At 36.7% G+C, this 14,531-nt stretch carries 11 protein-coding genes and 1 pseudogene; 8 read left to right on the top strand and 4 right to left on the bottom strand.

Going from position 1 to position 14,531, the window contains the following annotated elements; translation table 11 throughout:
• Nucleotides 1-45: 45 nt before the first annotated feature.
• Together ACIR310F_RS23745 and ACIR310F_RS0115675 are read right to left on the bottom strand one after the other, a co-directional pair.
• A complete protein-coding gene (locus ACIR310F_RS23745; RefSeq protein ID WP_051289685.1) occupies nucleotides 46-3,189 on the bottom strand; it encodes a DUF4114 domain-containing protein in 3,144 nt (1,047 codons plus the stop codon).
• A gap of 926 nt (nucleotides 3,190-4,115) precedes the next feature.
• Complete coding sequence (locus tag ACIR310F_RS0115675; protein WP_028084645.1) at nucleotides 4,116-5,288, bottom strand: glycosyltransferase; 1,173 nt, start codon at nucleotides 5,286-5,288, stop codon at nucleotides 4,116-4,118.
• Between the two features lie 256 nt (nucleotides 5,289-5,544).
• On the opposite strand from ACIR310F_RS0115675, the gene shc reads away from it, so the two are divergent.
• The 5 genes from shc to ureG all read left to right on the top strand — a co-directional run bounded on the left by shc (nucleotide 5,545) and on the right by ureG (nucleotide 10,143).
• On the top strand, nucleotides 5,545-7,455 hold the full coding sequence (gene shc / locus ACIR310F_RS0115670) for a squalene--hopene cyclase (RefSeq protein WP_028084644.1): 1,911 nt from the start codon (nucleotides 5,545-5,547) through the stop codon (nucleotides 7,453-7,455).
• Nucleotides 7,456-7,875: 420 nt separating this feature from the next.
• Nucleotides 7,876-8,277: a DUF2267 domain-containing protein gene (locus tag ACIR310F_RS0115665; RefSeq protein WP_028084643.1), complete on the top strand. Its 402-nt coding sequence runs from the start codon at nucleotides 7,876-7,878 to the stop codon at nucleotides 8,275-8,277.
• A 159-nt stretch (nucleotides 8,278-8,436) separates the two neighbouring features.
• Entirely contained in the window at nucleotides 8,437-8,877 is a 441-nt protein-coding gene (ureE, locus tag ACIR310F_RS0115660) for an urease accessory protein UreE (RefSeq protein WP_028084642.1), read from the top strand.
• Nucleotides 8,855-9,541 (top strand): urease accessory protein UreF, encoded by a 687-nt coding sequence (locus tag ACIR310F_RS0115655; RefSeq protein ID WP_028084641.1) that lies wholly within the window; start codon nucleotides 8,855-8,857, stop codon nucleotides 9,539-9,541. Before ureE ends, ACIR310F_RS0115655 begins: the two co-directional genes overlap by 23 nt.
• 5 nt (nucleotides 9,542-9,546) lie before the next feature.
• Nucleotides 9,547-10,143, top strand: a complete 597-nt coding sequence (gene ureG, locus ACIR310F_RS0115650) for an urease accessory protein UreG (RefSeq protein ID WP_028084640.1) — start codon at nucleotides 9,547-9,549, stop codon at nucleotides 10,141-10,143.
• Between the two features lie 3 nt (nucleotides 10,144-10,146).
• Here the strand turns inward: ureG and ACIR310F_RS0115645 are convergent, their stop codons facing one another.
• Together ACIR310F_RS0115645 and ACIR310F_RS22755 are read right to left on the bottom strand one after the other, a co-directional pair.
• A complete protein-coding gene (locus tag ACIR310F_RS0115645; protein WP_028084639.1) occupies nucleotides 10,147-10,647 on the bottom strand; it encodes a type II toxin-antitoxin system antitoxin SocA domain-containing protein in 501 nt (166 codons plus the stop codon).
• A gap of 137 nt (nucleotides 10,648-10,784) precedes the next feature.
• Nucleotides 10,785-11,087: pseudogene (locus ACIR310F_RS22755) on the bottom strand (Uma2 family endonuclease); the annotation flags it as partial.
• Between the two features lie 181 nt (nucleotides 11,088-11,268).
• On the opposite strand from ACIR310F_RS22755, the gene ACIR310F_RS0115635 reads away from it, so the two are divergent.
• From ACIR310F_RS0115635 to ACIR310F_RS22745, 3 genes are all read left to right on the top strand, one after another.
• On the top strand, nucleotides 11,269-11,832 hold the full coding sequence (locus tag ACIR310F_RS0115635; RefSeq protein WP_028084638.1) for a hypothetical protein: 564 nt from the start codon (nucleotides 11,269-11,271) through the stop codon (nucleotides 11,830-11,832).
• A 72-nt stretch (nucleotides 11,833-11,904) separates the two neighbouring features.
• The gene (locus tag ACIR310F_RS0115630; RefSeq protein WP_028084637.1) at nucleotides 11,905-12,927 is read left to right on the top strand and encodes an Rpn family recombination-promoting nuclease/putative transposase; all 1,023 of its coding nucleotides are present in this window, start codon (nucleotides 11,905-11,907) and stop codon (nucleotides 12,925-12,927) included.
• Between the two features lie 428 nt (nucleotides 12,928-13,355).
• The coding region (locus tag ACIR310F_RS22745) for an MBL fold metallo-hydrolase (RefSeq protein WP_231387565.1) at nucleotides 13,356-14,531 on the top strand (1,176 nt) is incomplete at its 3' end.

Genomic DNA, 14,531 nt, shown 5'->3' with positions numbered 1-14,531 from the left:
TCAGCCGAATTAAATTAAACAATTTCTGGGGCTGATAAATTTCTGCTAAACTACGGGTGTCAAATTCACTTTAACAAGTATATCATTAAAGTCCTTGTCACCGCCACCACGCATATCTTCAAAACCAAAGGTATTATCACCTAACATCCGCACGTGATCAACACCATCTGAGTTAGCACCCAAGAAAGTGAAGTAAATATCTGGATCATTATTAGAATTACCATCAAGAAAAGCATCAGGTGTACCATTAACAATTAAAAATGGCACAAAGATAGAACCACCTTGAAGAGTGGCGCTAGAAGTGGCTGTACCACGGTCGTTCACCGATAAATTAATATCGGAAATCCGCTTATTAATGGCTGCTTGAATATAACCAGCTTCTCCTGGTAGGATATCAGCCTGACCATCACCATTAGTGTCAATACCGCCATTCTCACCCGTGACTTGATAGAAACCAACGAAGTTGTTGTAATTTGCTTCTCGGTAAACCGTAAAATCGGCTTTTACATCACCTGTGATATTCCGCAAATCTAATGATTCCCCTTGTGGTTGGCTTTGCAGATTTGTACCTAGAGCGATCGCTTGATCAGTTGCTCGAATGTTCACCCGCAAATCCTCAAACCCATTCGGATCACCAGAACCATCTTCCCACTCCAAAGAAAAACTATTAGATCCTAAGTCTGTAATTTTGAGGTTGGAAGAGTTAGAAAAGAGGACATTTTCAATGGGAGTGGTTTTATTTAGTACAGAATCCTTTGAACCATCTTTTACTAAATAAAATCTCAAGTTCTTATTAGGGTTAAATGATAACAATCTTTTCAGACTATTAGCATCAAACCCAGCGGGAGAATTAGTCAGGGTAGAGAAAATTACCTGACCTCTGGCCAAGGCTTTTTCTGTATAACCCTGTTCCCCGGTCGCAATACCATCTATTTTACCACTAGCATCATCAACGGTAAATACTCCTATTTCATTGACACCATCAGAATTACTTCCTGTCAATGTGACTTCTAGTGTCACTTTACCATTATTGCCTTTGATGTTAAAGACATCATCACTAATTCGTGTCAGGAAACTGTTTGAATCTGTTTCGTTGATATCATTAATGTTCACGGTCAAAGCTTTTTCATAAGTCAGTCCAGTCGCGTCTTGTGTCTTGACGCGAATCTTGTAATTGGACTTAGTTTCAAAGTCTGGAGATGAATTAATTCTGAGTTGATCTCCGTCAATAGTGAAACTAGAATTATCATCATCACCTTCACCATTAACTAGGCTATATGTAAAACTATCCTCCGTATCTGGATCTGTGGTTATCAATGAACCAACAACTGTATTGTCTGGGACATTTTCATTCACACTGTCATTACTCAGACTTAAACCTGTAGGTGCTTCGTTTATGTCATTAACTTTAATAGTCAATTTTTGCTCATAGCTCAGTCCACCCTTATCCGTAGTGCGAACTCGGATATTGTAATTATCTTTGGCTTCGTAGTCTGGAGATGAATTAATTCTGAGTTGATCTCCATCAATGCTAAAAACACTATTATCACTATCACCTTCACCAGTAACTAGGCTATATGTGAAAGTATCATTTTTATTGGAATCAATTGTGCTAAGTGAACCAACAACTGTATTGTCTGGAACATTTTCATTGACACTGTCATTACTGAGACTTAAAGCTGTAGGTGCTTTGTTCACAGGAGTTCCAAACACCAGATATGCTGCTCCAGCACCGGAATTAGCAAAGGGAGCGCTAATAATCAAATCCTTAACACCGTCACCATTGACATCTCCCGCACCACTAACTGAAAGGCCTAAGTTACCATTTCCAGCAATACCATTAATGATAAAGCCATTTGTACCGTCGAGATTGGAGAGTTCAAAGGTAGAACTAAAGCCGTCCTTGCTACCATAGATGACATAGCTTTGTCCATAACTACTATTAGCATTATTTGCGCCAATAATGATGTCATCAATTCCATCATCGTTAATATCCCCTAAATCACTGACAGACCAGCCAGCGTTGTCAAAGGCTGCAATACCGTTGATAGTAAAGCCATTACTGCCATTAAGATCGGAAAGGTTAAAGTCACCCATGTTGTCTTGTTTACAAAAGACTACATAAGCTCTGCCCGCAAATTCTTTATTGTTGGGATTTCCATCTCTTGCACCGATAATTAAGTCTGCAATCCCATCTCCGTTAATATCCCCGGCTTTACTAACAAAGAAGCCTGATTGATCTTTATCTTGCCCATTGATGGTAAAGCCAGTAAAATCATTATTACTATCAAGGTGGGAGACATTGATGGTATTGTCAGTAATCGGATTTTCCGTGTCAATCCTCCGTCCATAAATGACATAACTGCTGCCAGAATTATTACCATTAGGATCTGGATCTGCATAAGGCGCACCAATAATGAGATCATCTATTCCATCCTGATTGATGTCTCCAGCATCACTGACAGAATAGCCCAGATTATTGAGGTCATCACTAATGATTTTCAAGCCGTCATTTAGCCCAATATTAGACAGGTCTATGGTTGAACCGAAATCACGTTTGCCAAAGATGACATAGCTTTCACCGTCAATGCCGTTTCCATTATCACTAGGATTGGTTGCACCAATTAATAGGTCATTGATACCATCACCATTAAAATCGCCGGCACTACTAACAGCCCAACCTGCATTATGACCCGAATTACTGCCTTTGATAGTCAGTCCTTTGCTACCAAGGTCGGAAAGTTCGATGGGATTACTAAAATAATTGGATTGTTTGCTACCAAAGATAATATAAGCAGCCCCGGAATTATCCCCATTGATACCAGGTGCGCCAATGGCTAGGTCATCAACACCATCACCATTAATATCCCCAATGTTACTAACGGAACGGCCTGATTGATCATCGGCTTGAGCCCCTTTAATCACAAAGCCTTTAGTACCATTGAGAGTAGAAGGATTTAAGGTTAGATCAAATCCCTCTGTGCTACCAAAAAGTACATAAGTTACCCCTGCATTACTTTTACCATCAGGATCACTCAAAGGTGAGCCAATAATTAGATCCCCAATACCATCACCGTTAATATCACCAGCATCGCTGACTGAGTAACCTAAGTTATCGTCTTTTTCACCTGGGATAATAAAGCCGTTCTTGCCGTCGAGTGTAGAGAGGTCAAAAAATTGTGCGCTCATATTGGTATTGTTGATTTTCTCAATTTTTGATAAATTTCGGTTAGGACTTACGCAAAAACTTTCCTAAACCTTTTTTCCTGTCCTCAGTGCTATGGGTTACAGACGGCTAAAGTGACTCGTGTTTCAGTCCTATCAGTGATAGCAAAGCTGGTGTAATAGGTCGTCAATCGGGTGATCCACTCTAGTTACACAAATTTATGCTATAAATCTGCATTAACATAAGTCTCTAGGCTTCGATAGCTAGAGTAAGTATTAATGCTTTAATGCCAATATTACCGAAGTTTTCTGTAACTTACGCATCAGTGTTCCCATAGCGTCTTGAAGAGAGGACTAAAATCCTGACTGTAATGTCAGGTATTATACCAGTTGCATAGGTCCTATTTCACATAAATGGGTTACATAAACATGACAAGAGAGCCTAAGCTGGAGTTAAGTAGCTTGAGTTACTTTTAATGGCAGTAGAGAAATAGTAGTTAATACCCCGTCTTATGGAAACTTTTCTGGACTGTAGTTGAGTATCCAGATTTGGTATAGATACTTTTTAGGTTTTGATTCTAGGATTTTCTACCCACTTTCTTATGACCATAATTTTCACCTCTGATCATCAAATTCAGGACTATTTAAGATTTGGGGTTTTACGTAGGACATCCTAAAAAACAAAGATGCTAAAATTGACGGCTGATTTGATTGAACGGCTTTGGATTTTTCACTAACAATAAAGTTTACTTGAATTGCCCAAGAACAATATATCCCACTTATGGCACTATTAATTATCAAGTTCATGAAGTCTTTGTAAACTTTAGGTAAATCTGTTTATTTGCAGGATTTATGCAGTAGTAAAGCACCTTACCAATGTGCCAGTTGCGTAAGTCCTGTTTAGTTATCAACCCCAGACTAAAAATGGACATTTGTGGCAAAAATATCTGCTACTTTTTGTTCAAGGGGTAAACTCTACCTTTCCATTCACCCCCACGTCCTTGCCAATGACGCAATGCTGAATCTACTGTCATTAAAGTATATAAAAGAGCAATGATTGGTAAACTAAAAGCAAAAATTGCAGAACATTTATAAAAGCGAATAATTGGCAAATAAGCAAAAGTCATGAGTAGATATGCTGTAAAAGATACTATGGTAATTGTCGAATTTCCTAATAACACTCCTAAAATAATTCCTATTGGTGGTAATAAATAAACTAAAGTCATTCCTAATAAACTACCCACTAGTAATAAAGGGGAATAATTAAGTTGTGTATAAGCACTTCTAGCTACCATATCCCAAATTGTTTTCAGGGAATCATAAGGGCGTAAACTGATTGTTGAGGTGCTTAGTCCTAACCAGATTTTGCCATGATTTGATTTGACGGCTTTTGCTAAGGAACAATCATCAATTAAGGCCTGACGAATTATTTGTAACCCACCAATTCTATTTAGGGCTTCTCTGTGTATTAAAATACAGCCTCCCGCTGCGGCTGCTGTGGTTTTTTTGGGGTTATTTACCCAGGAAAAGGGGTAGAGTTTTTGGAAGAAAAAGACGAAAGCGGGAATTAATAGTTTTTCCCAAAAGCTTTGACAGCGCAAGCGCACCATGATAGATACCAGGTCTAAATTCTGGGACTCGGCTTTGGTTACTAAGCGCCGCAAGTTACTAATATCATGTTCTATATCCGCATCTGTTAGTAAAAAATAGTCTGGTGTTAGTTCACTTGCTTTTTCTACTCCTTGTGCCATTGCCCACAATTTACCTGTCCAACCTGTAGGTAATGATTCGCTAGAGACAATCTGCAATTTATCTGTTTTATCAACAGCATAGGCTACTCCTTGGGCAAAATTAGCTGTACCATCGCTACTTTGATCGTCTACTAAGAAGATGGTGAAATTACCAGTATAGTCTTGCAAGAGGAGCGATCGCAAGCTAATAGGAATAACATTCGCTTCGTTACGCGCTGGTACTACTACACACACTGTCGGTAATGGTTTTTTTATAACGCTTTTATTTGTTTCTAATTGGTGATTAACTCGCCAAAATTGTCCCCAAAATAAGAGTAAAAATAACCAAGTTATTAAGGATAGAAGGGTTAAGGTTAATACAATTGTTATCATAATTTTCGCTTTACTCCAATTCAAAATTTAAAGGAAAAGTTCGGTGTTGCTGAAGGAAGATGTGAGTTTTTTCACGCAGAGGCGCAGAGTCGCAGAGAGTAAGGGATTAAGAGGTTTTGACTTTTATACCTTGATTCAATCACAAATTTAATTATTACTGATTTGGATAGAATACAATGTTTGCTGATTTTGGAGAAGAATTTTCTCTGATTTCGGTTATGTTATTAATTATTATTGGCTGTTGAGGAAGTATTTTATGCAAACACAAGATAGGGTAAAAGTCAAGCAAGTTGTAGATGGGATTACAGCTAGTCAAAAATATCTGCTTTCGATGCAAAATCCCGATGGTTATTGGTGGGCTGAGTTGGAATCTAATGTTACCATTACTTCTGAGGCTGTTTTGCTGCATAAGATTTGGGGAACGGATAAAAATAGACCTTTAGATAAGGTTGAAAGTTATCTCCGTTCTCAACAGCGAGAACATGGAGGTTGGGAATTGTTTTATGGAGATGGTGGGGATTTAAACACAACTGTAGAGGCTTATATGGCTTTGAGGTTGTTAGGTGTATCCGCTACAGACACTGCACTAATAAAAGCGAAATCCCTAATTTTGGCTAAAGGTGGTATTAGCAAAACTCGCATTTTTACTAAGTTACATCTAGCTTTAATTGGCTGTTATAATTGGCGCGGGCTTCCTTCTTTACCACCTTGGGTAATGTTGTTACCGGAAAATTTTCCTTTCAATATTTATGAACTTTCTAGTTGGGCGCGTTCTAGCACTGTACCATTATTAATTGTCTTTGATCGTAAACCCATTTTTAAAATAGATCAACCCATTAATTTAGATGAATTATATGCTGAAGGTGTGAATAATGTCCGATGGGAATTACCAAAAAATGGTGATTGGTCGGATATTTTTAATATCCTCGATGATGGTTTTAAATTAGCAGAAAGTCTCAATTTTGTTCCTTTGAGAAATGAAGGTATTCAAGCCGCAGAAAAATGGATTTTAGAACGTCAGGAAGTTACCGGAGATTGGGGGGGAATTATTCCCGCTATGTTAAATTCTCTGTTGGCTTTAAAATGTTTGGATTATGATGTTAATGACCCAATTATCCAGCGAGGTTTAAAAGCAGTTGATAATTTTGCTATGGAAACAGAAAATAGTTACTGTGTACAACCTTGTATTTCTCCTGTATGGGATACGGCTTGGGTGATTCGCGCTTTAGGCGATTCAGGTTTTCCCGCAAATCATCCGGCTATTGTTAAAGCAGGAGAATGGTTAATAGAGAAACAAATTCTCGATTATGGTGATTGGAATGTCAAAAATAAGCACGGGAAACCCGGCGCTTGGGCTTTTGAATTTGACAATCGTTTTTATCCAGATGTGGATGATTCCGCTGTAGTTGTTATGGCTTTAAATCAAGCTAAATTACCAAATGAAGAATTGAAAAAACAAGCTATTAATCGGGCTTTAAATTGGATTACAACTATGCAATGTAAACCAGGGGGTTGGGCGGCTTTTGATATTGATAATGATCAAGAATGGCTTAATTCTATCCCCTATGGCGATTTGAAAGCTATGATTGATCCAAATACGGCTGATGTCACTGCTAGAGTATTAGAAATGTTGGGGGCTTGTAATTTATCAATTCCAGCAAATAATTTAGAAAAGTCTTTAAATTATCTTTTAGCAGAACAAGAAATAGAAGGTTGTTGGTTTGGTCGTTGGGGTGTAAATTACATTTATGGAACTAGCGGCGTTTTATCGGCTTTAGCTTTAATAAATCCTCTCAAATATCGTGAAAATATCGCTAAAGGTACAGCTTGGTTAGTCAAAGTTCAAAATAATGATGGTGGTTGGGGAGAAACTTGTTTTAGTTACAATGATCCTAGTTTGAAAGGACAAGGAGAAAGCACTGCTTCCCAAACAGCATGGGCTTTAATTGGCTTGATTTCCGCCGGTGAAGCAACTGGTAAGTTCGCTATTGATAGTATTGAAAAAGGGATTAATTACCTGTTAAAAACACAAAAATTAGATGGTACTTGGGAAGAAAAATACTTCACTGGAACTGGTTTTCCTTGTCATTTTTATTTGAAGTATCACTTCTATCAACAGTATTTTCCTTTAATGGCTTTGGGACGATATCAAGCAATTAAACAATAATTCAATCACAGAAAGTAGGGATAATTCATGAATTATCCCTCACCATAAAAAGATCCCCAATTTCTTTAATTAACTTTAATGAAATTTAGAAATATCACTATAGATATACCTCTATCTATTTCTTTAGGATGAAGTTAAGTCAATAATTAAGATTTAAACTAAAGTAAGTTTACTATTCAGATTATGAGTCATACCAATATACCAAATTAAGATGAAGCGACTGAGAATAAGATTTCAAGAATAATTGACCGCAGATAAACGTAGATAAATTGAAACAAGTTTTTGAGTAGAGATTCAGCATAGTATTCATATCTATGAATTCTACCAAAAAACCATAATTTATCAGAATTTGTTCACAGGATTAAATAAAAAAGTTGGGAATATTACTCAAAATAAAATATTGATTACTGGAGATCAAAAATGAAATATAACGAGTTTATAATCCATGTCCAAACTCTAGCACAATCAGAATCTCTTGAGGAAGCAGAGGTTGCTACCCGTGCTACTTTGGAAATTATTAAACAAATTGTTCCTAGTGCTGAAAGAGAGGAATTAGCAACACAAATACCTGAAGAATTAGGGGAATATTTACGTGGAGGTGAAGCAGACCCTATTGAAGCTTTTAATCTACAGGAGTTTATTGAACGTATCAGTGAAAAAGAAAATGTGAAACCTACTATCTCAATTATTCATGTCCGCGCTGTTTTTGCTGTTTTACAAAACGCTATCTCTCCAGATAAATTTCGCAAGTTTTATGACTATTTTTCCCGTGACTATGAGGAATTATTTAGCATTTTATTAATAAATCAAGCCTCCGCTTAATTAGCAGAAATTTCCCTGTCAAAAATTATAGTTAACCCTAGCCCATTATATACCTGATTTCTCTGAGAAATTAGGTATATTTTTGTTTATTTTGTTTATAAAAAATTCAAAATAATTTATAATGGCTAAAGTTCAATATCAAGTTGATTTTATTAAATTATGCTGACTTTTACCCAACGTCAACCACTTAATATTCCCACTACAGTTAATATTACTCTTTCATTGACTGCGGAACAACGAACTCGCAGCCGTTATAAATTTATATTAGCAGATGATCAGGAGATTTTTTTGCGTTTACCTAGAGGGACAATATTAAATGATGGTGATATACTTATTGATGAAAACCACAGTATTTATATGAAAATTATTGCTAAACCTGAACCTGTTTTAACTGCTTACGCGGAAATTCCTTTATTATTAAGGGCTGCGTATCATTTAGGAAATCGTCATGTACCGGTGGAAATTACTCCCACTTATTTACGCTTATCTCCAGATCCAGTTTTACAGGCTATGTTAACACAATTGGGTTTAGAAATTCAAGAGGAATTTGTACCTTTTCAACCAGAATTAGGGGCTTATGGAAATCACTCTCACTCATAACAATTTTTTGGGGATTTTACAATTAGCTAGTCCTGCTTTACCTGTAGGTGCTTATGGTTATTCGGAAGGTTTGGAAATGTTAGTAGAAAACGGAACTATTACTAATATAGAAAATCTCAAAGATTGGCTCAAATCTGAGTTGATTTATGGTTCAATTCGTCTAGATGCTGGGGTAATTATTAGGGCTTTTAATGCTGCAAAAACCGATGATCTAAAGGCTTTAAAACGCTGGAATTTATGGTTATCGGCCGCCAGAGATACGGAGGAATTACGGGCTGCTAATTGGCAAATGGGACGTTCTCTGATGCAATTATTAGGTAAGCTAGAACCGGAAATTTTACCTTTAGTTAATGCTGTGGGTTATCCTAGTAATTATGCGATCGCTTTTGCGATAGCTTGCGCTTATTGGGATATAAATATTCAAGCCTGTTTATTAGCTTATTTACACAGTTGGGCTAATAATTTAATTACGGCTGGGATCAAACTTATTCCCCTGGGACAAACTGCGGGACAAGAATTATTACTGGGTTTACAACCTTTATTAACCACTACTGTGGAGGAAATTTTGCTCATGGATGATGATGATTTAGGATGTTGTAATTGGGGTTTATCTTTAGCAAGTATGCAGCACGAAACCCAGTATACTAGATTATTTAGGAGTTAAAAATTATGACTGCTTTGAGAATAGGGGTTGCAGGTCCAGTGGGTTCAGGAAAAACAGCTTTAGTAGATGCTTTATGTAAGAATTTACGGGAAAAATATCAGTTAGCAGTAGTGACAAATGATATCTATACTCAAGAAGATGCTCAATTTTTAGTTCGTTCTCAAGCCTTAGAACGCGATCGCATTTTAGGAGTAGAAACGGGAGGTTGTCCCCATACTGCTATCCGTGAAGATGCTTCCATGAATTTAGCCGCAATTGAACAATTAGAAGAGAAATTTACCAATTTAGATTTAGTCTTTTTAGAGAGTGGTGGGGATAATTTAGCTGCTACTTTTAGTCCTGAATTAGTAGATTTAACCATTTATGTCATTGATGTCGCTGCTGGTGATAAAATCCCCCGTAAGGGTGGTCCAGGTATCACTAAATCTGATTTATTAGTGATTAATAAAACTGATCTTGCTCCCTATGTGGGTGCTGATTTGAATGTTATGGAACGAGATGCAAAAAAAATGCGCGGTGATAAGCCTTTTGTTTTTACAAACCTGAAAACTCAAACTGGTTTACGAGATGTAATTCAGTTTGTGAATGCAGCTATTTGTTAATTGTCAGAAATGGCTAACGCCACGCTTCAATTCCCTGATTAATTTTTCCTGTTCTGCCAGTAAATTAAGCTTAACTTTTTCTTCTGGTTTATGGGTATCTATCACCTCTAACATGGGGGCAGTGCTATACACATATTTTAACAACGCTTGAAGTTTTTCTTGCCCTGGACCTGCCCATTCTCTCCTGATATTATCAAGAATTAGCCTGAGACTTAAAGGTAGTTGCAAATCTTCCACATTAGTCGCGTCAGCACCAAGTTTAATCAATACTTTATCTCCCTGAGATTCTTGAATAATCTCTTTACCGTTCATTTGTTTTAAAGCAGTATCTATGTCTTCATTCCAAGGTCCAAACCTATAATAACACCAATCTAATTCAGTCAGTTGTTTTCCTGTCCATTTGACAGAGTACAAATCAGCCAAATACAAAAACTTAATTAGCTGTGTTTTTATAATATATCCTTTTGTCGCGTAGACAAAATATTTGATCAGCTTATCTAACATGATTTTTCTCTCTTGTATGATTAGTATAAACTACTACTCATGTAAAGTAAATTGGCACAACTCAAGCAGCTTAACATTTAAACATGAATTTAGCATATTTATATAAAATTTGCAAATTAATATTTAATCCCCTATTTTTACCCAGGAAATACTTTGGATAAATCTAAAACTAAATGAGGAAAAGATGGCAATTTAACAGACTCATTAGGTAATAAAATTAATTTACGACGATAATCAAAATTACCTTGGGAATCTTGATAAGGTTCACTGTAACACTCTAAACAATATTTGATTAAATTAAATATCCAATAATCAGAAATACCTGCTTCTGCATAAAGAGGTAATTTTATTTCTCGATCATATTTCAAAGTAGAATTAGAAATTTCAATTAAAAGTAATATATCAGATGGTTTGGGATGACTTGAAAGATAATTATCATTAATTTAAACAAAAATTCGCTTTTTTGTTACGAAAGTATACTAAAAAATAAAATTTATTTTCTTCAACCCTAAACTTAACCCTACCTTAACTTTATATTTGGGAACAAAAGTAGTTATCATTGATATTAGGGTTTTTTCTTTCCTTCCCCTGATAATTGTAAAAATCCAACTGAATTACTATATGTATAATTACAAACAAGCTATTTTATCATTATTTCTAGTAGTGTTCTGCACTGTTATTACCAGTTGTGATGCTAATAATACCGCTAATAACCCAACTCCAGAAACTACACCCAATAACAACATTAACCCCATTCCTGAAAAAGAGCCACAAAAGTCTCCCATTCCCGCAATTGAGCCATTTTCCACCAATTCCCATAGTAAAGCTATCTCCGGGAAAACTACCAACGTCACCTTATACACAAGTGATGATCAATGTCAAGAGCTAATTGCTAAAAAAGCTGAGGTTTCCGCAGCAGAACCCATGAATGAGGCTATAGGTAAAATACTCAAAGAACAAAATACAGCAGATTTTAGTGTATCTGGTTATCGTATAAATGTGAAAAATCGTGTTGCTACTGTTGATATTCGAGTATCACCAGAATCAAAAAGACAATTATCGTCTCTTTCTAGCTGTGAACAGTTTGCATTGTTTGGTAGTGTTCGCAAAACCCTAATGAGCAATTCTGAGTGGAAAATTAAAGATGTCCGCTTTACCGAACGTGGAGAAGATATTGTCTTATAAATATCTTATAAAGGTGTGAATAATTTCTCACTTTCTCAACTGCTTTTTTAGGTACAAAATACGGGGTGCTAAATGCGTAGAGATTCCATTTTTTATAAACTATTCCAACAATATCCGTCTGTGTTGTTTCAGTTATTAGCAAATCCCCCAAAAAATGCAGATGTTTATAGATTTGATTCCGTAGCAGTCAAAGAACCTAAATTTGAAATTGACGGGGTATTTTTACCACCAGAAAATGATATTCCGGGGACTGTGTATTTTTGTGAGGTGCAGTTTCAAAAAGATGAACAACTTTATGAAAGAGTATTTGCGGAATCTCATTTATATTTCTATCGTAACAGCAGTAGATTTAGTGATTGGCAAGCAGTTATAATTTATCCATCTCGTAATAGAGAACAAAGTAAAATATATCCTCACCGGGGATTGCTAAATAGCGAACAAGTTCATAGAATATATTTAGATGAACTGGGAGATATTCGACAATTACCTGTATGGGTGGGATTAATGGTACTCACGACTTTAGGGGAAAGTCAAGCACCAGAAGCAGCTAGGTATTTATTGACTAAAAGCAGTCAAGAACTGTCATCATCATCAAGTCAAGTCATAATAGAAATGGTGACGACAATAATGATGTATAGATTTGAAAAACTCAGTTTAAGGGAGGTTCAAGCAATGCTAGGAATTTCATTAGAAAAAAGTCGCGCTTACCAGGAAATTAAACAAGAAGGAAGACAAGAAGGACTACAAGAAGGAAGACAAGAAGGAAGACAAGAAGGAAGACAAGAAGGAAGACAAGAAGGAAGACAAGAAGGAAGACAAGAAGGAAGACAAGAAGGAAGACAAGAAGGAAGACAAGAAGGAAGACAAGAAGGAAGACAAGAAGGAAGACAAGAAGGACTACAAGAAGGACTACAACAAGCAACTTTAAATTTAGTAATTCGACTGTTGACTAAACGGTTTGGAGAATTACCAGAGATGGTACATGATTCCATTTCTGTTTTACCATTACCTGTACTAGTAAGTCTGAGCGAGGCATTATTGGATTTTACCAGTCTCCATGATTTGCTGGTTTGGTTAGATCAGGTAAAGCAGTAAAGTATTTCTGATGACAATTTTTCGGTTATGGTAGGGGTTTAGCAGTGCTGAACCCTCATAAAAATGACCACAATCACAATATAGCACCCTGTGTATTTAGGTATCTTCAGAATAAACTCAGCATGGTAAAGATTTTCTGCTGATTTTACCCAAAAGCAAAAACACTCTATTAAGATATAAAGGTCTTGAGTCAACGGTCAAAAATCTATGGATGTCAAGCTGATTTTAGTGGTTTTAACTGTTATATTTACTGTTTCGTGCTTATTCTTTGGTACGAAAAATGGCTTTTATGATTCCAAAAACTATCACGGTAATGGTTCTGCACATTAACAGGAGTAATAATTTACGTTTCCAACTTTCACAACTCTACTGAGGAATATTGCTAACAACCAATTTTCTCAGCTATTAGTTTGATTGAGGGGAGGATCATGATCAATAATATATCAATTGATGCTGAAGAAACCGCCAATGAGTTAGAATGTTTACCCTACAGCGTTCAGCATCAAAATGAAGGGGTGTGTCTACTAGTCAGAATGGGTCCCCACCGAGTTCTGCTGGATTTTGGCCTGGCAAATATTTTACCTGTAACTAAGGACTTGACTAAATCACCACAATGTGCTAGTCCATCTACACCGGCGGATTTAGTGATAGTTAGTCATGCTCATCCAGATCATGGTAGAGGTTTATTTGCGCTACATCAAGCTTTCCCAGCGTTACCTATATATGCTAGTGAGGTGACAACGAAGTTATTACCGCTAAATTGGAAAGAAGCAGAACTAGGGAACATTCCCTCATTTTGTCAAGCCTTACCATTGCGATCGCCTATAGAAATTAAATCAGGTTTAATAGTAGAATTATTCCCCGCAGGACATTTACCCGGTGCTGTGGCTATTCTCTTAACCTACCACACCCCCAACAGAGATTATAAATTACTTTATACTGGTGATTTTTTCCTTTCTAATTCCCGATTAGTCGAAGGATTGCGACTCGATGAATTACGAGGTTTAAATTTAGACGTGCTGTTAATTGAAGGTAGTTATGGCACATCTCGTCATCCCCATCGTCGTCACCAAGAAAATCAAGTAGCAGAAAGGATTCATCGCGCTATCAGTTCCAGCGGACTAGGGGAGAATTCCTCAGTAATTTTACCAACTCCAGTATTAGGTTTAGGTCAAGAATTACTCATGCTGTTACGTTCCCATCATCACTTTACAGGTAGGGATTTAGACATTTGGGTAGATGGTGAAGTAGGGACTGGTTGCGATGCTTATTTAGAAATTTTAACCCATCTTCCCGCTTCAGTACAAAACTTTGCGCGTCATCAACCTTTATTTTGGGATGAACGAGTAAAACCCCGTGTCAGAAGATTAAAGCCGGAAAATTTAGCAACTTTAGGCACATCTCCCAGTATTGTTATTACAGATTATTCGGCAGATTTACGTAAGTATGCCCAACCAAACAGCGGTAATTGGCTGATTCTTGTCCCGGAAAAGACTAATCTGCTTAATCAGCAATATTTAGCACCAACAAAAATTGAAACCTACCTGTTAGCGCAACATAGTGATGGACCTGGAACAACTCAGCTAATTCATAATTTACGACCT

Source organism: Dolichospermum circinale AWQC310F (assembly GCF_000426925.1).
GTDB classification, from domain to species: domain Bacteria; phylum Cyanobacteriota; class Cyanobacteriia; order Cyanobacteriales; family Nostocaceae; genus Dolichospermum; species Dolichospermum circinale.
Note: the sequence above shows the minus strand (reverse complement) of the source record. Positions and strands in the feature narration are given on the sequence as shown.

Bases quoted from the DNA above. Each gene is read 5' to 3' on its own strand.
- ACIR310F_RS23745 (WP_051289685.1), bottom strand. From the start codon at position 3,189: ATGAGCGCACAATTTTTTGACCTCTCTACACTCGACGGCAAGAACGGC.
- ACIR310F_RS0115675 (WP_028084645.1), bottom strand. From the start codon at position 5,288: ATGATAACAATTGTATTAACCTTAACCCTTCTATCCTTAATAACTTGG.
- shc (WP_028084644.1), top strand. From the start codon at position 5,545: ATGCAAACACAAGATAGGGTAAAAGTCAAGCAAGTTGTAGATGGGATT.
- ACIR310F_RS0115665 (WP_028084643.1), top strand. From the start codon at position 7,876: ATGAAATATAACGAGTTTATAATCCATGTCCAAACTCTAGCACAATCA.
- ureE (WP_028084642.1), top strand. From the start codon at position 8,437: ATGCTGACTTTTACCCAACGTCAACCACTTAATATTCCCACTACAGTT.
- ACIR310F_RS0115655 (WP_028084641.1), top strand. From the start codon at position 8,855: ATGGAAATCACTCTCACTCATAACAATTTTTTGGGGATTTTACAATTA.
- ureG (WP_028084640.1), top strand. From the start codon at position 9,547: ATGACTGCTTTGAGAATAGGGGTTGCAGGTCCAGTGGGTTCAGGAAAA.
- ACIR310F_RS0115645 (WP_028084639.1), bottom strand. From the start codon at position 10,647: ATGTTAGATAAGCTGATCAAATATTTTGTCTACGCGACAAAAGGATAT.
- ACIR310F_RS0115635 (WP_028084638.1), top strand. From the start codon at position 11,269: ATGTATAATTACAAACAAGCTATTTTATCATTATTTCTAGTAGTGTTC.
- ACIR310F_RS0115630 (WP_028084637.1), top strand. From the start codon at position 11,905: ATGCGTAGAGATTCCATTTTTTATAAACTATTCCAACAATATCCGTCT.